Below are 26,777 nucleotides of genomic sequence, written 5' to 3'. Positions count from 1 at the left end.
CCCCATAAATGCCCTCACAGCGCTTTTTTAGGGCAAAAAAGGCCTCGCTTGACTTCGGCATGCCGTTCGGGTTGACTGAAACCAGAAAAGATCAATGATTGATATTTTTAACAACAAAGGTGTTGCATCATGTCGGTACCCCCGCGTGCCGTTCAGCTTAACGAAGCGAACGCGTTCCTTAAGGAACATCCTGAGGTTCTGTACGTTGACCTTCTGATTGCGGATATGAATGGTGTGGTGCGCGGCAAGCGCATTGAACGCACCAGCCTCCACAAGGTTTACGAGAAAGGCATCAACCTGCCGGCCTCTCTATTTGCTCTGGATATCAATGGTTCGACGGTGGAAAGCACCGGCCTGGGCCTGGACATCGGCGACGCCGATCGTATCTGCTATCCAATCCCCGACACCCTGTGCAACGAGCCATGGCAGAAGCGCCCTACCGCGCAACTGTTGATGACCATGCACGAACTCGAAGGCCAGCCATTCTTTGCCGACCCGCGAGAAGTGCTGGCTAACGTGGTGCGCAAGTTCGATGAAATGGGCCTGACCATTTGCGCCGCGTTCGAACTCGAGTTCTACCTGATCGACCAGGAGAACGTGAACGGTCGTCCGCAACCGCCACGCTCACCGGTTTCCGGCAAACGTCCGCACTCGACACAGGTCTACCTGATCGACGACCTCGACGAATACGTCGACTGCCTCCAGGACATTCTGGAAGGTGCCAAAGAGCAAGGCATCCCGGCCGACGCCATCGTCAAGGAAAGTGCCCCGGCGCAGTTCGAAGTGAACCTGCACCACGTCGCCGACCCGATCAAGGCGTGCGACTACGCAGTACTGCTCAAGCGTCTGATCAAGAACATCGCCTACGACCATGAAATGGACACCACCTTCATGGCCAAGCCTTATCCGGGCCAGGCAGGTAATGGTCTGCACGTACACATCTCGATTCTGGATAAAGAAGGCAAAAACATTTTTGCCAGCGAGGATCCCGAGCAGAACGCCGCGCTGCGTCACGCGATCGGCGGTGTGCTCGAGACCCTGCCCGCGCAGATGGCTTTCCTCTGCCCGAACGTCAACTCCTACCGTCGTTTCGGCGCACAGTTCTACGTGCCGAACTCGCCGTGCTGGGGCCTCGACAACCGCACCGTGGCGATTCGCGTACCGACCGGCTCGTCCGATGCCGTACGTATCGAACACCGTGTGGCCGGTGCCGACGCCAACCCGTACCTGCTGATGGCTTCGGTACTGGCCGGCGTGCACCACGGTCTGACCAACAAGATCGAGCCGGGCGCGCCTGTCGAAGGCAACAGCTACGAGCAGAACGAGCAAAGCCTGCCGAACAACTTGCGCGATGCCCTGCGCGAGCTGGACGACAGCGAGGTGATGGCCAAGTACATCGATCCGAAGTACATCGATATCTTCGTCGCCTGCAAGGAAAGCGAGCTGGAGGAGTTCGAACACTCCATCTCCGACCTTGAGTACAACTGGTATCTGCATACCGTGTAAGCGGTTGTAGCGCCAAACAGAACGCCGTCGGCTCTTGCAGCCAGCGGCGTTTTTTTATGACTTGGACAAATCCAAGACCGTAATTAATGGCCGCCTGTGGCGGATCGCCGGCAGGCCAGCTCCCACAGGTTTCTGTTGTGCACTCAGTTTTGTGTTCGACACAGATCTGTGTGGGAGCTGGCCTGCCAGCGATGGCGGCCGACAAGACAACAAAGGAACCGGCTCGTACAATGCCCGCTGCCCCGCAGGAGACTTCCATGACGCGACCCGCCCCCGTTCGCAAACCCCGTGCCCGCAGCCAGGCACGGATCGATTCGATACTCGATGCCGCACGCACGCTGCTGGCCGCCGAGGGCGTGGCGAGTCTGTCGATCTACAGCGTCGCCGAGCGCGCGCAGATTCCACCCTCCTCCGTGTATCACTTCTTCGCCAGTGTGCCGGCGTTGCTCGAAGCGCTGACGGCGGATGTGCACGCCGCATTCCGTGCCTGCCTGCAAGCGCCGATCGATCACGATGCCTTGCGCGACTGGCGTGATCTGTCGCGGCTGGTCGAGCAACGCATGCTGGAGATCTACGGCGAAGATGCCGCTGCTCGCCAGTTGATCCTCGCGCAACATGGTCTGACCGAAGTGACGCAGGCTGACCGCCAGCACGACCTTGAGCTGGGTGACCTGATGCACAAGCTGTTCGATCATCACTTCGAGTTGCCGAGGCTGCCGGAGGATGTCGATGTGTTTGCCTTGGCAATGGAGTTGGGTGACCGGGTTTACGCGCGTTCGGTGCAGCAGCACGGGCAGATCACACCGCGCATGGCGGAGGAAGGGATGCGCGTGTTTGATGCCTATATCGGCCTGTATCTGCCGCCGTATCTGCCTAAACGCTGAGACATGATCGTTCCCACGCTCTGCGTGGGAATGCAGCCCGTGACGCTCCGCGTCACTGGACGCGGAGCGTCCCTAGAGGCATTCCCACGCGGAGCGTGGGAACGATCACATTGGAACGCAATCCCCTGTAGGAGCTGCCGAAGGCTGCGATCTTTTGCTCTTCAAGACACAAAAACCCCGAAGGGCTCACGCCCTCCGGGGTTGTTTTTTACTCACCGGCTTACAACTTGGCGATCGACACCTCGGTGGATTTCACAAAGGCAATCACTTCGCTGCCCACCACCAGTTCCAGCTCCTTGACCGAACGGGTGGTGATCACCGAAGTGACGATACCCGAAGCGGTCTGCACGTCGATTTCCGACAGCACGTCGCCGAGGACGATTTCCTTGATCGAGCCTTTGAACTGGTTGCGCACGTTGATGGCTTTAATAGTCATGGCATTGATTCCTGTCGTTGATAAAACTTGAGTTATTGCGCCCAACGCAATTGCGTAGGCAGGGGTGAAACAGGTTCCGGCTCCGGCGGTTCGCCAGGCAGGGACAAAACTCGGTTGAGCACTTCGGTTTCCAGCGCTGCGAGGCGATGCGAACCACGTACCCGTGGGCGCGGCAGGTCGACATGCAGGTCGAGGCCGACTTCGCCGTCCTCGATCAGAATCACCCGATCGGCAATCGCCACCGCCTCACTGACGTCGTGGGTCACCAGCAGCACGGTGAAGCCGTGTTGCTGCCACAGACGCTCGATCAGTTGCTGCATTTCAATGCGGGTCAGCGCGTCCAGTGCACCGAGCGGTTCGTCGAGCAACAGCAGGCGCGGTTGATGGATCAACGCCCGGGCCAGGGCGACGCGTTGCTTCTGCCCGCCGGACAGGGCTGCCGGCCATTCATCGGCGCGATCCGCCAAACCGACCGCGTCCAGCGCATCCAGTGCTTGCTGACGCCAGTTGCCCTTGAGCCCAAGGCCAACGTTGTCGATGATCTTTTTCCATGGCAGCAGACGCGCTTCCTGGAACATCAACCGGGTGTCTTCCCGTGCGTCACTGAGTGGCGCAGAGCCGGCGAACAGTTCACCACCAGTCGGTTGATCAAGCCCCGCGAGCAAGCGCAGCAAAGTACTTTTGCCACAGCCACTGCGCCCGACCACCGCGACGAATTGCCCCGCCGGAATATGCAGATCGATGTCACGCAGCACCTGCCGCGCGCCAAAGGTTTTCTGCAGGTTGCGCACCGCCAGCGGAATCCCGCGCAGCAGGCGTGGCGGTTGTTGAGCAGTCATGCTGCACCTCCTTTGGCAACCTGATAGGCCGGGTGCCAGCGCAACCACACACGTTCAAGTCCACGAGCGGCGAGGTCGGCGAGTTTGCCGAGCACCGCGTAAAGCAGGATCGCCAGCACCACCACGTCGGTCTGCAAAAACTCCCGGGCGTTCATCGCCAGATAGCCGATGCCCGAGCTGGCCGAGATGGTTTCGGCGACGATCAGCGTCAGCCACATAAAGCCCAGGGCGAAGCGCACACCAACCAGAATCGAAGGCAGCGCGCCCGGCAGAATCACCTGCCAGAACAGGCTGAAACCGGAGAGGCCATAACTGCGCGCCATCTCCACCAACGCCGGGTCGACGTTGCGAATGCCGTGATAAGTGTTGAGGTAGATCGGGAACAACGTGCCCAACGCGACCAGGAAAATCTTTGCCGACTCGTCGATGCCGAACCACAGGATTACCAGCGGGATCAGCGCCAGGTGCGGCACGTTGCGGATCATCTGCACCGAGCTGTCGAGCAAGCGTTCGCCCCACTTCGACAGGCCAGTGATGAAGCCCAGGACCAGACCGATGCTGCCGCCGATGGTGAAACCGAGCGCCGCGCGCCAGCCACTGATCGCCAGGTGCGTCCAGATTTCGCCGCTGCGCACCAGGCTCACGCCGGCTTCGATCACCGCCACCGGTGCCGGCAGAATCCGTGTCGACAACCAACCGGCCGACACCGACAACTGCCACACCGCCAGCAACAACACCGGCAACGCCCAGGGCGCGAGGCTGTGGATGAATTTCTTCATGGCGCGCCTCAGCTCTGCGACGCGGCTTTGGGAAGAATGTCGTTGGCGACCATCTCGCCGAACGGGCTGACATAACCGGCGCTTTTCGGCAGTTCCGGACGCTCGATGTCGAGGTGCGGGAACAGCAGTTCAGCGACGCGATACGACTCTTCAAGGTGTGGATAACCGGAGAATATAAAGGTGTCGATGCCCAGATCGGCGTATTCCTTCACGCGCGCCGCCACGGTCGGGCCATCGCCAACCAGGGCCGTACCGGCACCGCCGCGCACCAGGCCAACGCCGGCCCAGAGGTTCGGGCTGACTTCGAGGTTGTCGCGACTGCCACCGTGCAACGCGGCCATGCGTTGCTGGCCTACGGAATCGAAGCGTGCCAGCGAAGCTTGAGCGCGAGCAATGGTGTCGTCGTCCAGATGCGAGATCAAACGATCCGCCGCTTGCCAGGCTTCAGCGTTGGTTTCGCGGACGATCACATGCAGACGAATACCGAAGCGTACGGTGCGGCCAAGCTTGGCGGCTTTGGCGCGCACTTGTGCGATCTTCTCGGCCACCGCTGCTGGCGGCTCGCCCCAGGTCAGAACCATTTCCACTTGTTCGGCGGCCAAGTCTTGCGCCGCTTCCGACGAGCCACCGAAGTACAGCGGCGGACGCGGTTGCTGGATCGGCGGATAGAGCAACTTCGCGCCCTTCACGCTGATGTGCTGACCGTCGTAATCAACGGTTTCGCCTTCGAGCACACGGCGCCAGATGCGAGTGAACTCCACCGAGGCTTGATAGCGTTCTTCGTGGCTGAGGAACAGACCGTCGCCAGCCAATTCTTCGGGGTCGCCACCGGTGACCAGATTGAACAGCGCACGACCGCCGGACAAACGATCGAGCGTGGCTGCCTGCCGCGCCGCGACCGTCGGGGAAATGATCCCGGGGCGCAGGGCAACGAGGAATTTCAGGCGCTGGGTCACCGGAATCAGCGACGCCGCCACCAGCCACGAGTCTTCGCAGGAGCGGCCGGTGGGAATCAGCACACCACCGAAACCCAGACGATCCGCCGCTTGCGCGACCTGTTGCAGATAACCGTGGTCAACGGCGCGAGCGCCTTCGGCGGTGCCAAGGTAATGGCCGTCGCCGTGGGTAGGCAGGAACCAGAAGATATTGAGGCTCATGGAGTGGTCTCCTTGGGGATTCGAATTACAGCGCTTTGGCCACAGCGGCCGGTGGTGTCCAGATCACATCCTTGATGCTCAGTGGCTTGGGAATCAGCTTGAGCTGGTAGAACGTGTCAGCGATTTTCTGCTGCGCGGCGACCACTTCCGGGGTCAGGAACAGCGCGCCGTAGCCCTGGCGTTTCACCGAGGTCAGGGTGATGTCTGCCGGCAGGCCGAGCAGTGGCGCGACTTGTTGGGTCACGTCTTCAGGGTTGGCTTTGGACCACTCGCCGACGGCGCGCACTTCCTCAACGAGGGCTTTGATCACCTCAGGGTTTTTCTGTGCGTAGGGCTTGGTGGCGAGATAGAACTGGTGGTTGTCGACGATGCCTTTGCCATCGCGCAGGGTGTGCGCTTGCAGTTGTTTCTCGGCAGCAGCCTGGTACGGATCCCAGATGACCCAGGCGTCGACGCTGCCACGTTCGAACGCAGCGCGAGCATCGGCCGGCGGCAGGAATACGGTTTGAATGTCGGTGTACTTGAGACCGGCGTCTTCCAGCGCACGCACCAGCAGGTAGTGGACGTTGGAGCCTTTGTTCAGCACGACTTTCTTGCCCTTGAGGTCGGCCACCGATTTGATCGGCGAGTCTTTCGGCACAAGGATCGCTTCGCTGTTTGGTGCCGGCGGTTCGTAGGCGACATAGAGCAGATCGGCGCCGGCTGCCTGGGCGAAGACCGGTGGGGTTTCGCCAGTGACGCCGAAGTCGATCGAGCCGACGTTCAGGCCTTCCAGCAACTGCGGGCCGCCGGGGAACTCAGTCCATTGCACGTCGACGCCTTGGGCAGCCAGACGTTTTTCCAAAGTCCCTTTGGCTTTGAGCAGCACCAGCGTGCCGTACTTCTGATAACCGATCCGCAATGTCTCGGCTTGAGCTTGAGTGATGGCGCCGAAGGTGACAGCCGCAGCAAACAGAGCGACCAGACCACGACGCAAAAATACAGTGCGCATAGCGCTCTCCTTTTTTGCTGTTGGGTTTTGGCTGCACCTGCTTGGCCGTTAGCGGCGAAGTAAGGTGAGTTACATCAAGTTCTGGTGTGGCTTAAATGCTCCAGCGAGCACTCAGCAAACGTTCGTTCAACAAGCCCGGTTCCAGCGGCTTCGGCCGGCGCGCCATGGCGCCGACAAACTGATCCAGCGCTTCGTGCAGACGCTGCTCCAGCGCCGGTGCCAGTTGCGCCGCAGCACTGCCTTCGCCGTAAGCGATCTGGCTGTCCTCGGCGAAAATTCCCTGGAGCATTTCCTGGGCTTTCAGCGCCGAGAGCACAGGCTTGAGCGCGTAATCGACCACCAACATGTGGGCGATGCTGCCGCCAGTGGCCATCGGCAAAACAATCTTGTGGTTCAGGGCACGCTCCGGGAGCAAATCCAGCAGCGTCTTCAACGCGCCAGAGAAAGACGCTTTGTAAACCGGTGTGGCGATCAGCAGGCCATCGGCGTTTTCAATCTGTTGCAGCAGGTCGAGCACCTTCGGGCTGTCGAAGCGCGCGTGGAGCAAGTCTTCGGCCGGGAAGTCCCGAACCTGATAACTCACCACTTCCACCCCTTGAGCCTGCAACCAGCGTTGCGAGCGTTCCAGCAGCACCCCGGAACGGGAGCGCAGGCTGGGACTGCCACCGAGTGAGACGACCAGCATTCAGACACTTCCTTAAGCGTTACAGGCGATTCGCGGGTTGCGATCTCGCTTTGATGGGAGTGACCTTACCAGTTGATTTATATATCTATAAATCATATTTATTCATTTGGTTATGCGTTTAGGAGATATACGATTTACATTGTTCAGGACGAAAAAAAGGCCGTCGAAACGGCCTGAAATCCCCTGCTATGTGGATGCCTCGAAAAGATCGCAGCCTTCGGCAGCTCCTACAGAAAGCGGCGTACTCCTGTAGGAGCTGCCGCAGGCTGCGATCTTTTGATCTTAACGATTCGGCTGTGGCGTCAGGCGCAGATACGGCTTAACAGCCCGATAGCCCTTCGGAAAGCGTTGCTTGATCTCTTCCTCATCCTTCAACGAAGGCACGATCACCACCTCATCACCGTCCTGCCAGTTGGCCGGCGTGGCCACCTTGTAGTTATCGGTGAGCTGCAGCGAGTCGATCACCCGCAAAATCTCGTGGAAGTTGCGCCCGGTGCTCGCCGGATAGGTGATGGTCAGGCGAACCTTCTTGTTCGGATCGATCACGAACAGCGAACGCACGGTCAGTGTGTCGTTGGCGTTTGGGTGGATCAGGTCATACAGATCGGAAACCTTGCGATCGGCATCCGCCAGGATCGGGAAGTTGACGATGGTGTTCTGGGTTTCGTTGATGTCTTCGATCCATTTGTGGTGGGAATCCACCGGGTCGACCGACAGTGCAATGGCTTTGACGCCGCGCTTGCTGAATTCATCTTTGAGTTTGGCGGTGAAGCCCAACTCGGTGGTGCACACCGGGGTGAAGTCCGCCGGGTGGGAGAACAGCACGCCCCAGCTATCGCCCAGCCACTCGTGGAAACGAATCTTGCCGGCGCTGGAATCCTGTTCGAAGTCGGGGGCGATGTCGCCGAGTCTGAGGCTCATGGTGCTGCTCCTGATGAGTTGTTGGAGACCTCAACTGTAGCTCGGGATTTGCCATCATGAAAAAGAATAAATAACTAGATATCTAGACCTTAAAAGAATATTAAACATCTGTTCACTGGACGCTCGGCGGCATCCCGACGAACATCGGCCGCAAGGTTCGAGAAGGCCTTGAGTTGCTGTAAAGAGGGGAATTTCGGGACAGGCTTACGGGGGTGAGCCTGACTCGAAAACGCAAAAGCCCCGTCCGGCGCGATGCCGGACGGGGCTTTTTTACATCAACGAATCGAGACGCGCTATTACAGCAGCGGGATCGAGTAGCTGACGATCAGGCGGTTTTCATCCTGGTCACGCTGACCTGGGATGTCGTTGCGCCAGGTAGCGTTTTTCCACATGAAGCCGAGGTTTTTCGCCGGGCCTTCTGGAATCACGTAGCCAACGGTGAAGTCACGTTCCCACTCGGAGCGGCCATTGCCGTTTTCACGACCGTTGGTGCCCACGGTGTCGATGTTATCGCCACGCAGGTAAACCATACCGGCGGTCAGGCCTGGCAGGCCGACTTTAGCGAAGTCATACGAGTAGCGTGCTTGCCAGGTGCGCTCGCCGGCACGGCCGAACTTCTGGATCTGCATGTCGGTGATGGTGTAGTTCGACGAACCGTCGCCCTGGTTCAGCCAAGGGAAGTCGCTGCTGCCGTTGGAAACCTGATAGCCGCCACCGAAAGTGTGACCTTCAACGGTGTACAGGAACAGGCCGCTGTACAGGTTGTTGTCGACTTTACCGCGACCGCTAGCGGTACCGGTGTAGTTACCGCTGCTGTAATAAGCAGGGGTATTGCCGTTGGCGCCGTCGTCGGAGCTGTTGAAGTAACGCAGGTCAGACTTCAGCACGCCCGGGCCGATTGCCCAGTTGTGCACCAGACCCAGGAAGTGTTGCTTGTAGAAATCTTCCAGATTGCCGTAGTAGTACTGGGCAGTCAGGTCCTTGGTGATTTTGTAGTCACCACCGGCGTAGATGAACTTGTTGCTGTCGCGACCGCTGATGGTTGGGCTGTTGGCGCCACCGATCGACAGTTGCTCGTTGTTGCTGGAGTTACGACCTTTCACGGCTTCGATCTGGCCACCGACCAGAGTCAGGTCCTTGATGTCGCCGGAAGTGATCTGGCCACCCTGCCAGGTTTGTGGCAGCAGACGACCGTCGTTGGTGACGATGACCGGGTTCTTCGGCTGCAGAGTACCCAGCTTCAGTTCGGTCTGGGAGATCTTGGCTTTGGCAGTCAGGCCCAGGCTCGAGAAGTTATCAACAGCTTCGCCGTTGGACTTGCTCGGGAACACGGTGCCGCCGTAGGAAGTCGCAGTGGCGCCGTTGGTGCCGCCGCCCGAATCCAGCTTCACGCCCAGCAGGCCGATGGCGTCGATACCGAAGCCGACGGTGCCTTGGGTGTAACCGGAGATGAAACGCAGATCGAAGCCTTGGCCCCATTCTTCGTTCTTGCTCTGCACGCCCGAAGCGGTTTTGGCAGCGCTGTCGCGGTTGTCAGTGTTGATGTAGAAGTTACGCAGCCCCAAGGTGGCCTTGCTGTCTTCGATGAAACCGGCGGCGCCTGCCTGCTGCGCCAAAACCCCTACGGCCACAGCCAGGGCCAAGGTGGACTTGTTCATGTAAAGCTCCTCTCGTTTCTAATTTTTGTGTTCCTGGTCCTGGGTCTATTGCCCTGGATCCTAAGATGCGCGATTAGCGCCAGACCGTGACCGACAAGTCAATCGTAACCATGTATGTCTACGACCAAGGTCTAATCGCAGTGATTTGGTCCCTGCACAGTACTGATTTCCTGTTAACCCCAAAAAGAATTATTTCATTCTTTTTAATACTATTCGGGAATATGGCCTAGTAATGGCTACCCGCACCGGGATAGAGGATATCGGCTACTAAGCTCATTCCTAAATGGTATTTGTGCGCCCTTTTTTAGATCGCTTAGCGTTGACGTATTCAAATCACGTCAATCCCTATCCAAAAGGCGACGCCATCATGGCCAAACGCGCACTATCTAGTCAATTTGTTACAGTTTGTGTGTCAGCGATAATTTCGTTCTCGGCCCAGGCTGCCAACCTCACGGTTGGCTACCAGACCGGTATCGACCCAAGCAAAGTCCCGCAGGCTGATGGCGTCTACGAGAAAACCATCGGCGAGAAAATCGACTGGCGCCGCTTCAACAGCGGCCCGGAAGTTGTGACAGCCATCGCTTCCGGCGACGTACAGATCGGCAATCTCGGCTCCAGCCCTTTGGCTGCCGCCGCATCGCGTAATCTGCCGATCGTCGCGTTCATCGTGTCGGCACAGATCAATGCGGCCGAAGCCTTGGTGGTGCGCAATGGCAGCGGCATCAATACCCCGCAGGATCTGGTCGGCAAGACCATCGCCACGCCGTTCGTTTCTACCTCCCATTACAGCCTGCTCGGTGCGCTGAAGCACTGGGGCCTGGACACCTCGAAAGTCAAAGTGGTCAACCTGCAACCCGCAGAAATCGCCGCCGCGTGGAAGCGTGGCGATATTGACGGGGCGTTTGTCTGGTCGCCCGCGCTGGGTGAAATCCGCAAGACCGGCAAGATCCTGACCGATGCTGCGCAGGTCGGTCAGTGGGGCGCGCCGACCTTCGAAGTGTGGGTTGCGCGCAAGGACTTTGCCGAGAAACATCCTGAGGTCGTGGCCAAATTTGCCAAAGTCACTCTAGACGCGTTTGCCGATTACGCCAGCCATAAAGACCGCTGGACAGCCGACTCCGAGCCGGTACAGAAAATCGCCAAACTGACCGGTGCCAACGCCGCCGACGTGCCGGAATTACTCGCAGGCTCCACGTTCCCGGATGCCAAGGCACAGCAAACCACCGCGCTGCTGGACGGCGGCACGGCGAAGGCGATTGGTGAGACGGCGAAATTCTTGAAGGAACAGGGCAAGGTTGAAACAGTGCTGCCGGACTATTCACCGTATGTCAGCGCGAAGTTCGTGGCGCAATAAAAGCTTCGCGAGCAGGTCGAATCGTCGCACCGTCGCTCCCACAGGAAGTCGCGTTCCAAATGTGGGAGCGAGCCTGCTCGCGAATGGAGCAACTCGGTTACAGGGTTTTTTCGAAGATTTTCGAGTTGCGCTGAAAGTTGTATAGCGATGCCCGTGCCGCTGGCAGGCGTTCAACGCTGCTAGGCTCGAACCCACGCTCGCGGAACCAGTGCGCGGTACGTGTGGTGAGAACGAACAAGGTCTTCAAACCCTGCGCCCGCGCACGGGTTTCGATGCGCTCCAGCAACTCATCACCGCGACCGCCATGGCGATACTCCGGATTCACCGCCAGGCACGCCAGCTCGCCGGCATCGGAGTCGGCAATCTGATACAGCGCCGCACAGGCGATGATCATGCCTTCACGTTCGACCACGCTGAACTGCTCGATCTCACGCTCCAGCACTTCGCGCGAACGCCGTACCAGAATTCCCTGCTCTTCCAGCGGGCTGATCAAGTCAAGCAAACCGCCGACGTCTTCAATCGCCGCCTCGCGCACCAGTTCGAATTGCTCTTGCGCAACCAGCGTACCGCCACCGTCACGGGTGAACAGCTCGGTCAGCAGCGCGCCGTCTTCGGCGTAACTGACGATATGGCTGCGTGCCACACCGCCACGGCAGGCTTCGGCGGCGGCATCGAGTAATTCCGCCTGATAGTTGCTGCTGCCCAGACGCTGCAAATGCGCCGGCACTTGCTGTGGACGCAGTTCGCGCACCAACCGGCCGTTTTCATCGATAAGGCCGAGGTCTGCGCCGAACAGCAGCAGTTTGTCGGCGCCCAGGTCGATGGCAGCGCGGGTGGCAACGTCTTCGCAGGCGAGGTTGAAGATTTCACCGGTCGGCGAGTAGCCCAGCGGCGACAGCAGCACGATCGAGCGCTCATCGAGCAGGCGATTGATGCCCTTGCGATCGACCCGGCGCACTTCGCCGGTGTGGTGATAGTCGACACCTTCGAGCACCCCGATCGGCCGCGCCGTCACCAGGTTGCCGCTGGCCACGCGCAGACGCGAGCCCTGCATCGGCGACGAAGCCATGTCCATCGACAGTCGCGCTTCGATAGCGATGCGCAACTGGCCGACGGCATCGATTACACATTCCAGGGTCGCGGCATCGGTGATGCGCATGCCGTGGTGGTAATGCGGAGTCAGGCCGCGGGCGGCGAGGCGGGTTTCAATTTGCGGGCGCGAACCGTGCACCAGCACCAGACGCACGCCAAGGCTGTGCAGCAGAACGATGTCGTGGACGATGTTGCCGAAATTCGGATGCTCAACGCCGTCGCCGGGCAGCATGACGACGAAGGTGCAGTCGCGGTGGGCATTGATGTAGGGGGACGCGTGACGAAGCCAATTGACGTATTCGGGCATGAACCTGGGCCTGTAATAAATAGCAGCCGGAAAAAGGGGCGAAACGAAAAACGCACAGCGGGCTGATGGTTATCGTCGGAACAGGCTTGGCGACACGCGCGCTCTCCTCATGAATACGGGTTGGATTCCCACTAATTTAACGACTACCCCCTGTAGGAGCTGCCGCAGGCTGCGATCTTTTGATTTTGATCTTCAAAACAAAATCAAAAGATCGCAGCCTGCGGCAGCTCCTACAAGGGAGGCGTTCAATGCTTCAGGCAGTAATGTTCAATCAGTTGCCGTAATAGATGCACGGTAGGCTGCAAACGTGACATTTCAAGGTACTCGCCGGGCTGATGCGCGCAGGCAATGTCGCCGGGGCCGAGGACGATGGTTTCGCAGCCGAGGCGCTGAAGATAAGGCGCTTCGGTGCCGAACGCTACTGCTTCGGCGCTGTGACCGGTGAGCTTTTCGGCGATGCGCACCAGTTCGGCGTCTTCGGACTGCTCGAACGACGGTACTTCCGGGAACAGCGGTTTGTAATCGATCTTCACCTGATGGCGCTCGGCCACCGGGTTGAGCTTGCGCAAAATCTCCGCGCGCAGGACTTTCGGGTCCATGCCCGGCAATGGCCGCAGGTCGAACTCCAGCGAACACTGGCCGCAGATACGGTTGGGGTTGTCGCCGCCATGAATGCAGCCGAAGTTCATCGTCGGTTGCGGCACGCTGAACTGCGGGTTGTTGAATTCACGTTGCCACAACAGGCGCAGGCCGCGCAGTTCGCCGATCGCATCGTGCATCGCTTCAAGGGCGCTGTGGCCCAGGCGCGGATCCGACGAATGGCCGCTCTGCCCGAGGATATCGATGCGCTCCATCATGATGCCTTTGTGCATGCGGATCGGCTTGAGCCCGGTCGGCTCGCCGATCACCGCCGCGCGGCCCAGCGGACGTCCCGCCTCGGCCAGCGCCCGGGCGCCGGACATCGAGCTTTCTTCATCGCAGGTGGCGAGGATCAGCAGCGGCTGTTTGAAAGGTTGATCGAGCAAAGGCTGCACGGCTTCGGTGATCAGCGCGAAGAAGCCTTTCATATCGCAGCTGCCCAGACCGACCCAGCGGCCATCGACTTCGGTGAGCTTCAGCGGATCGGTCTGCCACAACGCATCGTCGTACGGCACCGTGTCGCTGTGCCCGGCCAGCACCAGCCCGCCGGGGCCGCTGCCGAAACTGGCGAGCAGGTTGAATTTGCCGGGGCTGACCTGCTGGATATCGCAGCTGAAACCCAGATCCCCCAGCCAGCCAGCGAGCAAATCGATCACCGCCCGATTGGATTGATCGAGGCTCGGTTGGGTACAGCTGACCGACGGCGCGGCGATCAGCGCAGCGAACTGGTCTTGCATGGACGGCAAAGGCATCGCTGACTCCAACTCCCGATTTGAAGTCCATCATAGAACCATCCGGCGTCAGGAATAAACCGCCGCAGGGCGTAGGACGAATCAGTCCTGTACACTGCACGGCCTTGGCAGCCACATATTCCCCGGCTGCGCTCCCGATCCTGGATTTTCCGGCCATGCAGAAAGAAACCGAAATCAAACTCCGCGTCAGCCGCGAAACCCTCGCCGCCCTGCGCGAGCACCCGCTACTGAAAAAACGCAACAAAAGTGGCTGGGAACGCCGTGAGTTGATGAACCAGTACTTCGACACCCCTGAGCGCGATCTGGCCCAGGCCAAAGTCGCCCTGCGCCTGCGCAAGGACGGTGACGAAGTGATTCAGACCCTCAAGACCCGTGGCCAGAGCGTCGCCGGTCTGTCCGAGCGTAATGAATACGACTGGAAGTTGCCGAAAGCCAAACTCGACGTGAAGAAACTCGACGGCGAATGCTGGCCCGAGTCGCTGGCCGAACTGGACAAGAAAACCCTCAAGCCGATCTTCACCACCGATTTCGTCCGCGAACGCGCCGAAATCGCATGGGGCCGTGGCAAGACCAAAGTGGTCATCGAAGCCGCGCTGGATCTCGGTCACGTTGTAGTCGGCAAACAGAAAGAAGAAATCTGCGAGCTGGAACTGGAACTGCGCGAAGGCGAGCCTGCCGCGCTGCTGGAACTGGCTGCCGAACTGGCCGAAACCCTCGCGCTGATGCCGTGCGACATCAGCAAGGCTGAACGCGGTTATCGTCTGTACGACGCCAACAGCTATTCGCTGAGCCTGCCGGCGCCGGAGCTGACCGCGGAAACCCAGCTCGACGACGCCTTCGCTGCGCTGAGCTGGCACTTGCTCGGCAGCAGCCAGCGTCTGGCTGAACAATATCGTTTCAATGGCCACTGGCGCCTGTTGCTCGACTGGGTCGAGAACCTCGCCGAAATGCGCGCGCTGCTCAGCAGCCTCGGCCAGGCCGCACCGCGTCAGTCCACCCATGATCTGCGCGTTGCGCTGGATGCCTTGCTGGAAGACTGGCGCCCACTGGTGCAGGCCGGTATCGAAGACGAAGACGTGCGCAAAGCTGCGCCAGAGCAGTTCCTCGAAGAACTCGAAGACCCGCGCTGGGGCCTGTTCTCGCTGAGCACTTCGCGCTGGTTGCTGGCCCGTACCTGGACCGCCGACCGTAACGTACGTGGTAACCGTCAGGGCGGCGCGCAATTGCACAGCTGGTTGCCGCGCACCTTGGGCGAAGAAGCGACGGCCCTGCAATTGCAGCGTTATCAGCAGCAGCCGGAAGATCTGGCTGAGCAACTGCCGCGTATCGAACGCATTCAGGTCTGGCTGCACCACGCGCGCAACGTGCTGGAGATCCCGGAAATGGATCGCTTGTACGGCGAGCTGAACAAGCTGGCGCAACTGGCCAACGAGCCGACGATCACTGACGAACTGCTCGATGCGCGCAAGCAGCAGGCGATTGCGGTTTACCAGAATCGCGCATGGAAAATGCTCCTGCGCATGTAACACCCCTGTGGCGAGGGGATTTATCCCCGTTGGCGCGCGCAGCGGCCCCGCTTTTATTGAAGAGCTGGGGCTGCTTCGCAGCCCAACGGGGATAAATCCCCTCGCCACAAAGGCCCGCCGTACTAAACCGGGAGGCTGGTCGTGGATTTGATCTCCGACAACGCCACAATCGAATTCACTTCCTGTATCCCCGGCACCAGCGACAGCTTTTCAAAGAAAAACCGCTCATACGCCTCGATGTCCGCCGCGACAATGCGCAACAGAAAATCCACTGCGCCCATCAGCACGTAACACTCCAGCACCTCCGGAAACCCGCGAATCGCCTCGGTGAACTCGGTGAAGTTCGAGCGTCCGTGCGCGTTGAGTTTGATCTCGGCGAAGATCTGCGTGTTCAGGCCAATCTTCTTGCGATCAAGCAAGGTCACTTGGCCACGAATGATCCCCTCTTCCTTCATCCGCTGAATCCGCCGCCAGCACGGCGATTGCGACAGGCCCACCTGTTCGGCGATCTGCGCACTGGACAGTGAAGCGTCCTCTTGCAGCAGGGCGAGTATCTTGCGGTCGTAGCTGTCCAGCTCGCTGTGCATAAAAAAACCTCTAATCTAATTCCTTGCGAATTGATTTAGTCGATCAATCGCCAATAACGCCGATCATAGCCAAGAAATGCCCGCCACTGAATGTAAAAATTCCTCCAGTTATTTTGGAGACCCACCATGCCGCATCTTGAAGCCGTGAACAGCGCCCCGCACCGCGCCGACGTCTGGAACGTCAGCAACGCCCACTGCCTGGCGCAATATCAGATCCTCGCCGAAGCCGAGCCGGACTTGCTGGTGCGCGTGCTCAACCTGTTCGCGTTGCAGTTCCTCACGCCGGAACAGGTCAACGTGCAGCGGATGGACGACTTGCTGTCGATCGACATCGTCATGGGCGGTTTCAGCTGGCATCGCGCGCAAGTGATCGCGGAAAAACTTCGTAACCTGATCAGCGTCTGCTCGGTGAATCTGCAAAATGCCGACAGCGCTTGGGATGGCCGTGCACAAGCGGCCGGCTGACAAATCCGGCAACGGCTTCGTCGGGTAGTGGCCCAACGGTCTGCGCGGCCACGACTATCCTTTTGCGCAATGTCGCTCAAAAGGAAGCCCGCATGTCCGTTCAACTCGCCACTCAGGACCGCAGGCTCGAACTCAACGATGTGTTGCGTGAACTGGTCGCCCAGGGGTTTATCTGCCAGGAGTCGGCGGAGCAGGCGCTGAATGCCCGTCGCCGGCACGCCGCCCATGGCCAGATGCATCCGCTGGAATTCATCGCCAGCCAGCAACTCGACGACCTCAGCCGTCCGGGCAAACACCTCGACCTCGAAAGCCTGACCCTATGGCTGGCGCAACAGGCCGGCCAGCCGTATTTGCGCATCGACCCGCTGAAGATCAACGTCGCCGCGATCACCCCCTTGATGTCCTACGCCTTTGCACAACGGCACAGGATTCTTGCGGTAGCGGTCGACCGCGATTCGGTGACCGTGGCCAGCGCCCAGCCCTACGTCAATGCCTGGGAAGCCGACCTGACCCATGTCCTGAAGCTGCCGATCAAACGGGTGGTGGCCAACCCGGCGGACATCCAGCGTTTCAGTGTCGAGTTCTTTCGCCTGGCGAAATCGGTCAGCGGCGCCAGCAATGCTGATCAACAGGGTGGCAACCTCGGCAACTTCGAGCAGTTGCTCAACCTCGGCGCCAGCGATCAGGAGCCGGACGCCAACGACGCGCACATCGTCAACATCGTCGACTGGCTGTTCCAGTACGCCTTCCAGCAGCGCGCCAGCGATATCCACATCGAGCCCCGGCGCGAGCAAGGCACGGTGCGTTTTCGCATCGATGGCGTGCTGCACAACGTCTATCAATTCCCGCCGCAGGTGACCATGGCGATCGTCAGTCGCCTGAAAAGCCTCGGGCGGATGAACGTCGCCGAGAAGCGCAAACCCCAGGACGGCCGGGTCAAGACCAAGACCCCGGACGGCGGCGAGGTGGAGTTGCGGTTATCAACGCTGCCCACCGCGTTCGGCGAAAAAATGGTCATGCGGATTTTCGACCCGGAAGTGCTGCTCAAGGATTTCGATCAACTGGGCTTCAGCGCCGACGACCTGCGGCGCTGGCAGGACATGACCCGCCAGCCCAACGGCATCATTCTGGTCACCGGGCCGACCGGTTCGGGCAAGACCACCACGCTCTACACCACGCTGAAAAAACTGGCAACGCCGGAGGTCAACCTCTGCACCATCGAAGACCCGATCGAGATGGTCGAGCCGGCGTTCAACCAGATGCAGGTGCAGCACAACATCGACCTGAGCTTCGCCGCCGGCGTGCGTGCGCTGATGCGGCAAGACCCGGACATCATCATGATCGGCGAGATCCGCGACCTCGAAACCGCTGAAATGGCGATTCAGGCCGCGCTCACCGGGCATTTGGTGCTTTCAACGCTGCACACCAACGACGCACCCAGCGCGATCAGTCGGCTGCTCGAACTCGGCGTGCCGCATTACCTGATCAAAGCCACCGTGCTCGGGGTCATGGCCCAGCGTCTGGTGCGCACCCTGTGCCCGCACTGCAAGGCGCCGCTGACCCTGGAAGAGGAAGACTGGCAAACCTTGACCCGCCCTTGGCAGGCACCGCTGCCGAGTCATGCGCAACGCGCCATCGGCTGTCTCGAATGCCGCGACACCGGCTATCACGGCCGTGCCGGGGTGTACGAAATCATGCAACTGAGCGATAGCCTGAAAGCCTTGATCACCCCGGACACCGACCTCACGGCGATACGGCGCCAGGCCTTCAAGGAAGGCATGCGCAGCCTGCGCCTGTCCGGCGCGCAGAAAGTCGCGGCGGGCCTGACCACAATCGAAGAGGTGCTGCGGGTGACGCCGCAGAGTGAGCTGAAATAGCCCGTCATGGAACTGGATCGGGGGATTGGCAATCCAACGCCGTAGTTAACCCCCAGGAGTCACCTCATCATGCGTCTCAAACTTGCTGTCGCCACGCTGGCCTTGCTGTCCCTTCCCGTTGGTTCGGCCATGGCGGACAGCTTTTGGCGTAACGTCATTTCGTCCGGTGCGACCACAGGTTCCACTTACCTGACCTTCAAGGATCACAAGCTGATCATTGCCGCGCAGGACGATGCCGGCAGCTTCGTCGCCAGTGACGGCGGCATTCGCGGGCCGTATCTGGAAGCGGCGATGCAGAAAGTCCGCGCCGACAATCCGGGCCTGCAGGCGACGGACATGGAACTGGCGAATGCGATTCTGGCGAAGAATGCCGTGGCTTCCGAGTAAGCCATCCGCCAACAAAAATGCCGCTCAATCGAGCGGCATTTTTTTGCCCGGATTTCAGTCCCACCCCATAACCCTGTGGGAGCGAGCCTGCTCGCGAAAGCAATCTTTCACTCAACACTTGCGGTGACTGAATCACCGCTTTCGCGAGCAGGCTCGCTCCCACAGGGGAAGGTGTGCTTGCCGGGAAATCAGCGGTAATCATCGACCGGGACACAAGCACAGAACAGGTTGCGGTCGCCGTAGACATTGTCGACCCGATTCACCGCTGGCCAATACTTGTGCGCCTTGGTGTGCGCATCCGGGGTAATGCCCTGCTCGATGCTGTAAGGCCGCTCCCAAACCCCGGTGACATCCGCCAAGGTATGCGGCGCGCGTTTCAGCGGGTTGTCTTCCGCCGGCCAGTTGCCGTTTTGCACTTCGCTGATTTCCGCACGAATACTCAACATGGCACCGATAAACCGGTCCAGCTCAGCCTTGGATTCACTCTCGGTCGGTTCGACCATCAACGTCCCCGGCACGGGGAAGGACATGGTCGGCGCGTGAAAGCCGTAATCCATCAAACGCTTGGCGACGTCCTCCTCACTGATCCCGGTCTGCGCTTTCAATGGCCGTAGATCCAGAATGCATTCATGCGCGACCCGCCCGTTGCGCCCGGTATACAGCACCGGGAACGCGCCGGATAAATGCTGCGCCAGGTAATTCGCCGCGAGGATCGCCACCTCGCTGGCATCGGCCAATTGCGGGCCCATCATGGCGATGTACATCCAGCTGATCGGCAAAATGCTCGCACTGCCCCACGGCGCCGCGCTGACCGCGGTGTTCTGCGGATGCGGCCCGTCAATCGGCACCACCGGGTGATTGGCGACGAACGGCGCCAAATGAGCGCGCACGCCAATCGGCCCCATGCCCGGACCGCCACCGCCGTGAGGAATGCAAAAGGTCTTGTGCAAATTCATGTGCGAGACATCGGCACCGATGTCCGCCGGCCGCGCCAGTCCGACTTGCGCGTTGAGGTTGGCGCCGTCCATGTACACCTGGCCGCCGTGCTTGTGGATAACTTCGCAGATTTCGCTGATGCCCTCCTCGTACACACCGTGGGTCGACGGATAGGTCGCCATCAGGCACGACAACTTAGCCCCCGCCTCGGCAGCTTTGCTCTTGAGATCTTCAAGATCAACGTTGCCAGCCTCGTCGCACTCAACGATCACCACCCGCAACCCGACCATTTGCGCCGAGGCCGGGTTGGTGCCATGGGCCGACGAGGGAATCAGACACACATCGCGCCCACCCTGCTGCCGGCTCTCGTGGTATTTGCGGATCGCCAGCAGCCCGGCGTATTCGCCCTGCGCACCCGAGTTGGGCTGCATGCAGATCGCATCGAAGCCGGTGATCGCGCACAGCCAGTGCTCCAGTTCCTCGATCATCAAGGTGTAGCCGACAGCTTGCTCGCGGGGCACAAACGGGTGCAGGTTGGCGAATTGCGGCCAGGTAATCGGGATCATTTCGCTGGTGGCGTTGAGTTTCATGGTGCAGGAGCCCAGCGGGATCATCGACTGGTTGAGCGCCAGATCCTTGTTCTCCAGTTGCTTGAGGTAACGCAGCATCTCGGTTTCGCTGTGATGGGCGTTGAACACCGGGTGGCGCAGATACGCGGTTTTGCGCTGGAGGTTGTCGGGGATCCCGGAAACCAGAACTTCGGCGTCGAGATCGTCGACGCTCAGTCCATGATCAGCGCCCAGAAGGACATCGAACAGTTTGCCGACCGTGGTTTCATCAGAGGTTTCATCAAGGCTCAGCCCGACTCGACCACGCCCGAGAATCCTCAGGTTGATCTGCGCAGCCTGGGCGCTGTCGATGATCGCGGTTTGCGCACCGCCGACTTCCAGCGTCAGCGTATCGAAAAACTGTTCGTTGACCCGTTTGATCCCGTGACGCTCAAGCCCTGCCGCCAGGATGCAGGTCAACCGATGCACGCGCTGGGCGATACGTTTCAAGCCTTGCGGCCCGTGATACACCGCATAGAAACTGGCGATATTGGCCAACAGCACCTGCGCCGTGCAGATGTTCGAGTTGGCCTTCTCCCGGCGAATATGTTGCTCGCGGGTTTGCAGGGCCATGCGCAGCGCCACGTTGCCTCGGGCATCTTTCGACACACCGATGATCCGCCCCGGAATCGCCCGTTTATATTCCTCGCGGCTGGCAAAGAATGCGGCATGCGGCCCGCCGTAGCCCATCGGCACACCAAAACGTTGCGACGAGCCGAATACCACGTCGGCGCCCAGTTCACCCGGTGGCGTCAGCAACAACAGGCTCAACAGATCGGTTGCAACGCAAGCCAACGCCTGCTGCGCGTGCAGATGATCGATCAACGGCCGCAGATCGCGGATCTCACCGTGGGTGTCGGGATACTGCAGCAGCGCGCCAAACACCTGGTGCCGTTGCAAGTTATCCACAGCGTCGACGATCAGCTCGAAGCCAAAGCCTTCGGCACGAGTCCGCACCACGGAAAGGGTCTGCGGGTGGCAGTTCTCATCGACAAAAAACAGATTGCTCTTCGACTTCGCCACGCGTTTGGCCAGTGCCATGGCTTCGGCAGCTGCGGTGGCCTCATCAAGCAATGAGGCATTGGCCAGTTCCAGCCCGGTAAGGTCAATGGTCAGTTGCTGAAAATTCAGCAACGCTTCGAGTCGGCCTTGGGCAATTTCCGGCTGATACGGCGTGTAGGCGGTGTACCAGCCAGGATTTTCGAGGACGTTGCGCAAGATTACGGTTGGCGTGAGAGTGCCGTGGTAGCCCATGCCGATCAGGCTGGTCCAGAGCTGATTCTGCTCCGCGTAACCGCGCAGCCTGGCCAGCGCGGCTTGCTCGTCGAGCGCCGGCGGCAGATCCAGCGCGCGGTTGAAACGGATCCCGGGCGGTACGGTTTGTTCGATAAGTTCGACCCGACTGCCGAGGCCGAGGCTGTCGAGCATGGCCTGCTGTTCGGCGGCGTCGGGGCCGAGGTGACGGCGCAGAAAAGCGTCGGGGTCGCGTAACTGGCTCAGGGACGGCAACTGGGACATGACGGGCTCTCTCTTGGCTGGCGCTCGGCGTCAATGCAACACGGTCAAACCAGCATAGCAGCCGATACCGACGCACACGGCTTGGCGGCCGAGGGTGTTCCGGGCCATGCTGTGGCGCCTGCTTCAGGCGTTCAACCCGCGGATGATCAAAGCCTCATGAGCCCACTGCCGTTCCTGCCATTCTCCAAACCCGTCATTGATGAAGCGACAATTGCCGCCGTCGGCGACGTCCTGCGCTCCGGCTGGATCACCAGCGGGCCGAAGGTGCAGGCGTTTGAAGCACAACTGTCGGAATACTTTGGCGGCCGCCCGGTGCGCACCTTCAATTCCGGCACCTGCACCATGGAGATCGCCTTGCGCATTGCCGGCATCGGCCCCGGCGACGAGGTGATCACCACGCCGATTTCCTGGGTGGCCACCGCCAACGTGATCCTTGAGGTGGGCGCCACGCCGGTATTTGCCGACATCGATCCGCTGACCCGCAACATCGATCTGGATCAGCTTGAAGCGGCAATCACGCCACGTACCAAAGCGCTGATTCCGGTGTATCTGGCCGGTTTACCGGTGGACATGGATCGCCTCTACGCGATTGCCCGCAAACACAACCTGCGCATTGTCGAAGACGCCGCGCAGGCCTTGGGATCGAGCTGGAATGGCCAGCGCATTGGCGCTACCGGCGATTTCGTGTCGTTCAGTTTTCAGGCGAACAAGAATGTCACGTGCTCCGAGGGCGGTTGCCTGGTGCTGAATACCCCCGAAGAGGCGCGACTGGCGGAGAAGTACCGCTTGCAGGGCGTCACCCGCAACGGCTTCGACGGCCTGGACGTCGATGTGCTGGGCGGCAAGTTCAACATGACTGACGTTGCAGCCACCATCGGCCTCGGGCAATTCGCTCATATCGAAAGCCTGACCGCGCATCGGCGTGAACTGGCCCGCCACTACTTCAAATGTTTCGGTGATGACTTCGAAGCTGTTTATGGCGCGCAACTGCCGCCGGCGGACTTCACCCACAGCAACTGGCATCTGTTTCAGCTGGTATTGCCAGAACGTGCAGATGGCTTGCCGGCGCGGGCGATTTTCATGGAGCAGATGCAGGCGCAGGGTATCGGTATCGGCTATCACTACCCGCCGATTCATTTGTTGAGTCTGTACCGCGAGCGCGGTTTCAAGGAAGGGATGTTGCCGGTGGCCGAGCGGGCCGGACGACTGATCGTGTCGCTGCCGATGTTTACCGCCATGTCCAAGGACGACGTCGAACGCTCGGTGGCCGCAGTAAAAACCGTCCTGCATCGCACCCTGTAGGCGCTGCCGCAGGCTGCGATCTTTTGATCTTGTCTTTTATAAAATCAAAAGATCGCAGCCTGCGGCAGCGCCTACACGTACGCGGATTACTCGCCGATGGCGGCTTTGTAGGCAGCAGCGTCGAGCAGCTTGTCCAGCTCAGTCGTGTCGCTTGGCTTGATCTTGAAGATCCAAGCGCCGTACGGGTCGGAGTTCAGCAGTTCCGGGGAGCCGCTCAGCTCTTCGTTGATCGCGATGACTTCACCGCTGATCGGCGAATAGATGTCGGAGGCGGCTTTCACCGACTCAACGACACCGGCCTGATCTTCAGCGGCAAAGACCTTGCCCACTTCGGTCAGCTCGACGAACACCACATCGCCCAGCGCTTCCTGCGCGTGATCGCTGATGCCCACGGTGACGGTGCCGTCGGCTTCCAGACGTGCCCATTCATGACTTTCGGCAAAACGCAGGTCGGCAGGGATATCGCTCATCTTCGGTGTCCTCGAGAAATTGTCAGCGGTCGTGCCCGCCGGAAAAGGTTAGATCAAAGTTTTGCCATGGCGTACGAAGGTCGGTTTGACCACCCGTACCGGGTACCATTTGCCACGGATTTCCACTTCGGCGCGGTCGGCGGTTGCCATCGGAACACGCGCCAGGGCAATCGATTTGCTTAGCGTAGGAGAGAAACTACCACTGGTGATCTCCCCTTCGCCAACATCGGCGATACGAACCACCTGATGGGCACGCAAGACACCGCGCTCTTCGAGCACCAGGCCGACCAGTTTGTGCGCAACACCGGCGGCTTTTTCCGCTTCCAGCGCGGCGCGGCCAATGAACTGGCGTGTGGCCGGTTCCCAGGCAATGCTCCAGGCCATGTTCGACGCCAGCGGCGAAACGTCCTGATGAATATCCTGGCCGTAGAGGTTCATCCCGGCTTCGACGCGCAGAGTGTCGCGGGCACCGAGGCCAATCGGGGAAATGCCGGCACCGACCAGATCGTTGAAGAACCCCGGCGCCTGATTGGCCGGCAGACAGATTTCCAGACCGTCTTCACCGGTGTAACCGGTGCGGGCAATGAACCAGTCACCGTCGGTGTAGCCTTCGAAGGGTTTCAGGTGCTGGATCAGCGTGGCGCGCGATTGGGTGACCAGTTCGGCGATTTTCTGCCGGGCCTGCGGGCCTTGAATGGCGAGCATCGCCAGCTCGGAGCGCTCGTGCAGTTGCACGTCGTAACCGCCGAGCTGGGCATTCATCCACGCCAGATCCTGATCGCGGGTGGAGGCGTTGAACACCAGGCGATAAGCGTCATCGAGACGGTAGACAATCATGTCATCGACGATGCCGCCATGCTCGTTGAGCATGGTGCTGTACAACGCACGGCCGGGGCGATGCAGGCGCTCGACATCATTGGCCAGCAAATGCTGAAGCCAGGCCTTGGCCTGGGTGCCGGTGACGTCGATCACGGTCATGTGGGATACATCGAACACCCCGCAATCGCGGCGCACTTCGTGGTGCTCCTCGACCTGCGAGCCGTAATGCAGTGGCATGTCCCAACCGCCAAAATCGACCATCTTCGCGCCGAGGGCGAGATGCAGGTCATAGAGAGGCGTACGCTGTCCCATGGGTTTCTCCTTCCGGGCGTGGCGAAGGTGCGGACAGCCGCTGCACGGGTGAAAGCCTTGAAATAGAAGGCTCTCAGCCGATTTCAGCGAACGGGTCTGTCAGACGAACCGCACCGAATGCCGCGCATTGTAGCCGCATGATTCAGGACTGACGACTAAGTGTTTCGGTGCGCCGAGCGCCGGATCAGGCCGATGACCGGCAACAACCCGACCAGAACCAGGGTCAACGCCGGCAACGAGGCCCGCGCCCATTCGCCTTCGCTGGTCATTTCGAAGATCCGCACCGCCAGCGTGTCCCAGCCAAACGGGCGCATCAGCAGGGTCGCGGGCATTTCCTTGAGCACATCGACGAATACCAGCAACGCCGCGCTCAACGTGCCGGGCAGCAACAGCGGCAGATACACTTTGAAAAACAGTCGTGGCCCACTGACTCCGAGGCTACGTGCTGCTTCGGGCAAAGATGGCCGTATACGCGCCAGACTGTTTTCCAGCGGGCCATAAGCGACCGCGATAAAGCGCACCAGATAAGCCATCAGCAGTGCAGCCAGACTGCCGAGCAACAGCGGTTTGCCTGCGCCACCGAGCCAGCCCGAAAGCGGAATCACCAGCTCGCGATCCAGATAACTGAACGCCAGCATGATCGACACCGCCAGCACCGAGCCCGGCAGCGCGTAGCCGAGGTTGGCCAGGCCAACGCCGGAGTTGATCGCCGGCGTCGGCGCCAGTCGCAGGGCGAACGCCAGCAGCAGCGCGACGCTGACGGTGATCAACGCGGCCATGCCACCGAGGTAGAGCGTGTGGACGATCAGCCCGACGTAACGTTCATCGAGATCGAAACGGCCGCGCTGCCAGAACCAGACGATCAGTTGCAGCATCGGAATGACGAAGGCGCAGGCGAAGACCAGGCCGCACCAACTCATCGCCGCGAACGCCTTGAATCCACGCAGGTGGTACAACGCCTTGATCCGGGGCCGCTCGTTACTTGCCCGATTCGCGCCGCGCGCACGGCGTTCACCGTACAGCACCAGCATTACCACCAGTAGCAACAGGCTGGCCAGTTGCGCCGCGCTCGACAGGCTGAAGAAGCCGTACCAGGTTTTGTAGATCGCCGTGGTGAAGGTGTCGAAGTTGAACACCGACACCGCGCCGAAATCCGCCAGGGTTTCCATCAGCGCCAGCGCCACACCGGCACCGATGGCCGGACGCGCCATCGGCAACGCCACACGCCAGAAAGCCTGCCATGGCGATTGACCGAGCACTCGCGCAGCTTCCATCAGGCCTTTGCCTTGGGCGAGAAACGCGGTGCGCGCCAGCAGGTAGACGTAGGGATAGAAGACCAGCACCAACACGATAATCACCCCGCCGGTGGAGCGTACCCGGGGAAGACGCAGGCCGCTGCCGAACCATTCACGCAGCAGGGTTTGCACCGGGCCGGCAAAATCGAGCAGGCCGACGAAGACGAAGGCCAGCACGTAGGCGGGGATGGCGAACGGCAGCATCAGCGCCCAGTCGAGCCAGCGCCGGCCGGGGAATTCGCAGAGGCTGGTGAGCCAGGCGAGGCTGACGCCGAGCAGGGTTACGCCAACGCCAACGCCGAGTACCAGCGTCAGGGTGTTGCCGAGCAGGCGCGGCATCTGGGTTTGCCACAGGTGCGACCAGATTTGTTGATCGATGGTCTGCCAGGAGAGCAGCAGAACGCTCAGGGGCAGCAGCACCAACGCGGCGATGGCGAAGACGATGGGGTACCAGCGGCGTTGGGCGGGGTGGGCCACTTTTGGGTCTCTGGAGGGAATGGGGTGTTCTTGGATGAGGTGTTTCAGGTTGAGATTGCTGCCCTCACCCTAACCCTCTCCCAGAGGGAGAGGGGACTGACCGAGGTGCTCTTTCGATTTACGCCGACCTGAAATATCGAGCCGAACTCAAGTGTCGAAAACAACACAAGCCGGCTCCCTCGCCCTTGGGAGAGGGCT

The 26,777-nt window shown here is 60.3% G+C and carries 23 protein-coding genes; 8 read left to right on the top strand and 15 right to left on the bottom strand.

What is annotated here, in order from left to right; genetic code table 11:
* The first annotated feature begins 129 nt into the window (after positions 1–129).
* Positions 130–1,506 carry a glutamine synthetase family protein gene (locus tag QOL84_RS21005; protein WP_028623670.1) on the top strand — a complete coding sequence of 459 codons (1,377 nt, stop codon included), beginning with the start codon at positions 130–132 and terminating at the stop codon, positions 1,504–1,506.
* Between the two features lie 257 nt (positions 1,507–1,763).
* Positions 1,764–2,390: a TetR/AcrR family transcriptional regulator gene (locus tag QOL84_RS21000; protein ID WP_283438423.1), complete on the top strand. Its 627-nt coding sequence runs from the start codon at positions 1,764–1,766 to the stop codon at positions 2,388–2,390.
* A 220-nt stretch (positions 2,391–2,610) separates the two neighbouring features.
* Here QOL84_RS21000 and QOL84_RS20995 read toward each other — a convergent pair whose 3' ends face one another.
* The 8 genes from QOL84_RS20995 to QOL84_RS20960 form a co-directional block, all read right to left on the bottom strand.
* Positions 2,611–2,826: a TOBE domain-containing protein gene (locus tag QOL84_RS20995; protein WP_003229256.1), complete on the bottom strand. Its 216-nt coding sequence runs from the start codon at positions 2,824–2,826 to the stop codon at positions 2,611–2,613.
* 32 nt (positions 2,827–2,858) lie between these two features.
* A complete protein-coding gene (gene ssuB / locus QOL84_RS20990; protein WP_283438422.1) occupies positions 2,859–3,665 on the bottom strand; it encodes an aliphatic sulfonates ABC transporter ATP-binding protein in 807 nt (268 codons plus the stop codon).
* On the bottom strand, positions 3,662–4,444 hold the full coding sequence (gene ssuC / locus QOL84_RS20985; RefSeq protein ID WP_011336451.1) for an aliphatic sulfonate ABC transporter permease SsuC: 783 nt from the start codon (positions 4,442–4,444) through the stop codon (positions 3,662–3,664). Before ssuC ends, ssuB begins: the two co-directional genes overlap by 4 nt.
* Before the next feature lie 8 nt (positions 4,445–4,452).
* Positions 4,453–5,601: an FMNH2-dependent alkanesulfonate monooxygenase gene (gene ssuD, locus QOL84_RS20980; protein WP_018928626.1), complete on the bottom strand. Its 1,149-nt coding sequence runs from the start codon at positions 5,599–5,601 to the stop codon at positions 4,453–4,455.
* 25 nt (positions 5,602–5,626) lie between these two features.
* A complete protein-coding gene (locus QOL84_RS20975) occupies positions 5,627–6,592 on the bottom strand; it encodes a sulfonate ABC transporter substrate-binding protein (RefSeq protein WP_053124845.1) in 966 nt (321 codons plus the stop codon).
* 91 nt (positions 6,593–6,683) lie between these two features.
* Positions 6,684–7,277 (bottom strand): NADPH-dependent FMN reductase, encoded by a 594-nt coding sequence (gene ssuE / locus QOL84_RS20970; RefSeq protein WP_007913832.1) that lies wholly within the window; start codon positions 7,275–7,277, stop codon positions 6,684–6,686.
* Between the two features lie 282 nt (positions 7,278–7,559).
* Positions 7,560–8,198 carry a peroxiredoxin gene (locus tag QOL84_RS20965; protein ID WP_283438421.1) on the bottom strand — a complete coding sequence of 213 codons (639 nt, stop codon included), beginning with the start codon at positions 8,196–8,198 and terminating at the stop codon, positions 7,560–7,562.
* A gap of 296 nt (positions 8,199–8,494) precedes the next feature.
* On the bottom strand, positions 8,495–9,856 hold the full coding sequence (locus QOL84_RS20960) for an OprD family porin (protein ID WP_129395975.1): 1,362 nt from the start codon (positions 9,854–9,856) through the stop codon (positions 8,495–8,497).
* Positions 9,857–10,223: 367 nt separating this feature from the next.
* Between QOL84_RS20960 and tauA the strand changes: the two genes are divergently transcribed.
* Positions 10,224–11,210: a taurine ABC transporter substrate-binding protein gene (gene tauA / locus QOL84_RS20955; RefSeq protein WP_283438420.1), complete on the top strand. Its 987-nt coding sequence runs from the start codon at positions 10,224–10,226 to the stop codon at positions 11,208–11,210.
* 97 nt (positions 11,211–11,307) lie between these two features.
* On the opposite strand, the gene argA is transcribed toward tauA, so the two are convergent.
* On the bottom strand, positions 11,308–12,609 hold the full coding sequence (gene argA, locus QOL84_RS20950; RefSeq protein WP_283438419.1) for an amino-acid N-acetyltransferase: 1,302 nt from the start codon (positions 12,607–12,609) through the stop codon (positions 11,308–11,310).
* A gap of 245 nt (positions 12,610–12,854) precedes the next feature.
* Complete coding sequence (argE, locus tag QOL84_RS20945) at positions 12,855–14,000, bottom strand: acetylornithine deacetylase (protein WP_283438418.1); 1,146 nt, start codon at positions 13,998–14,000, stop codon at positions 12,855–12,857.
* Positions 14,001–14,155: 155 nt separating this feature from the next.
* On the opposite strand from argE, the gene QOL84_RS20940 reads away from it, so the two are divergent.
* On the top strand, positions 14,156–15,526 hold the full coding sequence (locus tag QOL84_RS20940) for a CYTH domain-containing protein (RefSeq protein WP_129395978.1): 1,371 nt from the start codon (positions 14,156–14,158) through the stop codon (positions 15,524–15,526).
* 122 nt (positions 15,527–15,648) lie between these two features.
* Here the strand turns inward: QOL84_RS20940 and QOL84_RS20935 are convergent, their stop codons facing one another.
* The gene (locus QOL84_RS20935; protein WP_016983809.1) at positions 15,649–16,113 is read right to left on the bottom strand and encodes an Lrp/AsnC family transcriptional regulator; all 465 of its coding nucleotides are present in this window, start codon (positions 16,111–16,113) and stop codon (positions 15,649–15,651) included.
* 126 nt (positions 16,114–16,239) lie between these two features.
* Here QOL84_RS20935 and QOL84_RS20930 point away from each other — a divergent pair, with 126 nt between their 5' ends.
* The 3 genes from QOL84_RS20930 to QOL84_RS20920 all read left to right on the top strand — a co-directional run bounded on the left by QOL84_RS20930 (position 16,240) and on the right by QOL84_RS20920 (position 18,842).
* On the top strand, positions 16,240–16,578 hold the full coding sequence (locus QOL84_RS20930; RefSeq protein ID WP_283438417.1) for a hypothetical protein: 339 nt from the start codon (positions 16,240–16,242) through the stop codon (positions 16,576–16,578).
* A gap of 92 nt (positions 16,579–16,670) precedes the next feature.
* Positions 16,671–18,455 carry a type IV pilus assembly ATPase TfpB gene (gene tfpB, locus QOL84_RS20925; protein ID WP_129395980.1) on the top strand — a complete coding sequence of 595 codons (1,785 nt, stop codon included), beginning with the start codon at positions 16,671–16,673 and terminating at the stop codon, positions 18,453–18,455.
* 66 nt (positions 18,456–18,521) lie between these two features.
* On the top strand, positions 18,522–18,842 hold the full coding sequence (locus tag QOL84_RS20920; RefSeq protein ID WP_171057234.1) for a DUF2388 domain-containing protein: 321 nt from the start codon (positions 18,522–18,524) through the stop codon (positions 18,840–18,842).
* A 188-nt stretch (positions 18,843–19,030) separates the two neighbouring features.
* Here QOL84_RS20920 and gcvP read toward each other — a convergent pair whose 3' ends face one another.
* Positions 19,031–21,904, bottom strand: a complete 2,874-nt coding sequence (gcvP, locus tag QOL84_RS20915; RefSeq protein WP_283438416.1) for an aminomethyl-transferring glycine dehydrogenase — start codon at positions 21,902–21,904, stop codon at positions 19,031–19,033.
* A 156-nt stretch (positions 21,905–22,060) separates the two neighbouring features.
* Here gcvP and QOL84_RS20910 point away from each other — a divergent pair, with 156 nt between their 5' ends.
* Positions 22,061–23,206 carry a DegT/DnrJ/EryC1/StrS family aminotransferase gene (locus QOL84_RS20910; protein WP_283438415.1) on the top strand — a complete coding sequence of 382 codons (1,146 nt, stop codon included), beginning with the start codon at positions 22,061–22,063 and terminating at the stop codon, positions 23,204–23,206.
* An 86-nt stretch (positions 23,207–23,292) separates the two neighbouring features.
* Here the strand turns inward: QOL84_RS20910 and gcvH are convergent, their stop codons facing one another.
* The 3 genes from gcvH to QOL84_RS20895 form a co-directional block, all read right to left on the bottom strand.
* On the bottom strand, positions 23,293–23,676 hold the full coding sequence (gene gcvH / locus QOL84_RS20905) for a glycine cleavage system protein GcvH (protein WP_283438414.1): 384 nt from the start codon (positions 23,674–23,676) through the stop codon (positions 23,293–23,295).
* A gap of 48 nt (positions 23,677–23,724) precedes the next feature.
* Positions 23,725–24,807 carry a glycine cleavage system aminomethyltransferase GcvT gene (gcvT, locus tag QOL84_RS20900; protein WP_283438413.1) on the bottom strand — a complete coding sequence of 361 codons (1,083 nt, stop codon included), beginning with the start codon at positions 24,805–24,807 and terminating at the stop codon, positions 23,725–23,727.
* A gap of 155 nt (positions 24,808–24,962) precedes the next feature.
* Positions 24,963–26,579 carry an ABC transporter permease gene (locus tag QOL84_RS20895; RefSeq protein ID WP_283438412.1) on the bottom strand — a complete coding sequence of 539 codons (1,617 nt, stop codon included), beginning with the start codon at positions 26,577–26,579 and terminating at the stop codon, positions 24,963–24,965.
* Positions 26,580–26,777 lie beyond the last annotated feature (198 nt).

It is taken from the genome of Pseudomonas helmanticensis (assembly GCF_900182985.1).
GTDB classification, from domain to species: domain Bacteria; phylum Pseudomonadota; class Gammaproteobacteria; order Pseudomonadales; family Pseudomonadaceae; genus Aquipseudomonas; species Aquipseudomonas helmanticensis.
Note: the sequence above shows the minus strand (reverse complement) of the source record. Positions and strands in the feature narration are given on the sequence as shown.

What these genes read in the sequence shown, in the direction of transcription:
- QOL84_RS21005 (WP_028623670.1), top strand. Translation starts at nt 130, where the DNA reads ATGTCGGTACCCCCGCGTGCCGTTCAGCTTAACGAAGCGAACGCGTTC.
- ssuE (WP_007913832.1), bottom strand. Translation starts at nt 7,277, where the DNA reads ATGCTGGTCGTCTCACTCGGTGGCAGTCCCAGCCTGCGCTCCCGTTCC.
- argE (WP_283438418.1), bottom strand. Translation starts at nt 14,000, where the DNA reads ATGCCTTTGCCGTCCATGCAAGACCAGTTCGCTGCGCTGATCGCCGCG.
- ssuD (WP_018928626.1), bottom strand. Translation starts at nt 5,601, where the DNA reads ATGAGCCTCAATATCTTCTGGTTCCTGCCTACCCACGGCGACGGCCAT.
- gcvP (WP_283438416.1), bottom strand. Translation starts at nt 21,904, where the DNA reads ATGTCCCAGTTGCCGTCCCTGAGCCAGTTACGCGACCCCGACGCTTTT.
- tfpB (WP_129395980.1), top strand. Translation starts at nt 16,671, where the DNA reads ATGTCCGTTCAACTCGCCACTCAGGACCGCAGGCTCGAACTCAACGAT.
- QOL84_RS20940 (WP_129395978.1), top strand. Translation starts at nt 14,156, where the DNA reads ATGCAGAAAGAAACCGAAATCAAACTCCGCGTCAGCCGCGAAACCCTC.
- QOL84_RS20965 (WP_283438421.1), bottom strand. Translation starts at nt 8,198, where the DNA reads ATGAGCCTCAGACTCGGCGACATCGCCCCCGACTTCGAACAGGATTCC.
- ssuC (WP_011336451.1), bottom strand. Translation starts at nt 4,444, where the DNA reads ATGAAGAAATTCATCCACAGCCTCGCGCCCTGGGCGTTGCCGGTGTTG.
- QOL84_RS20910 (WP_283438415.1), top strand. Translation starts at nt 22,061, where the DNA reads ATGAGCCCACTGCCGTTCCTGCCATTCTCCAAACCCGTCATTGATGAA.
- argA (WP_283438419.1), bottom strand. Translation starts at nt 12,609, where the DNA reads ATGCCCGAATACGTCAATTGGCTTCGTCACGCGTCCCCCTACATCAAT.
- QOL84_RS20935 (WP_016983809.1), bottom strand. Translation starts at nt 16,113, where the DNA reads ATGCACAGCGAGCTGGACAGCTACGACCGCAAGATACTCGCCCTGCTG.
- QOL84_RS21000 (WP_283438423.1), top strand. Translation starts at nt 1,764, where the DNA reads ATGACGCGACCCGCCCCCGTTCGCAAACCCCGTGCCCGCAGCCAGGCA.
- QOL84_RS20995 (WP_003229256.1), bottom strand. Translation starts at nt 2,826, where the DNA reads ATGACTATTAAAGCCATCAACGTGCGCAACCAGTTCAAAGGCTCGATC.
- QOL84_RS20960 (WP_129395975.1), bottom strand. Translation starts at nt 9,856, where the DNA reads ATGAACAAGTCCACCTTGGCCCTGGCTGTGGCCGTAGGGGTTTTGGCG.
- QOL84_RS20930 (WP_283438417.1), top strand. Translation starts at nt 16,240, where the DNA reads ATGCCGCATCTTGAAGCCGTGAACAGCGCCCCGCACCGCGCCGACGTC.
- gcvH (WP_283438414.1), bottom strand. Translation starts at nt 23,676, where the DNA reads ATGAGCGATATCCCTGCCGACCTGCGTTTTGCCGAAAGTCATGAATGG.
- gcvT (WP_283438413.1), bottom strand. Translation starts at nt 24,807, where the DNA reads ATGGGACAGCGTACGCCTCTCTATGACCTGCATCTCGCCCTCGGCGCG.
- ssuB (WP_283438422.1), bottom strand. Translation starts at nt 3,665, where the DNA reads ATGACTGCTCAACAACCGCCACGCCTGCTGCGCGGGATTCCGCTGGCG.
- QOL84_RS20975 (WP_053124845.1), bottom strand. Translation starts at nt 6,592, where the DNA reads ATGCGCACTGTATTTTTGCGTCGTGGTCTGGTCGCTCTGTTTGCTGCG.
- tauA (WP_283438420.1), top strand. Translation starts at nt 10,224, where the DNA reads ATGGCCAAACGCGCACTATCTAGTCAATTTGTTACAGTTTGTGTGTCA.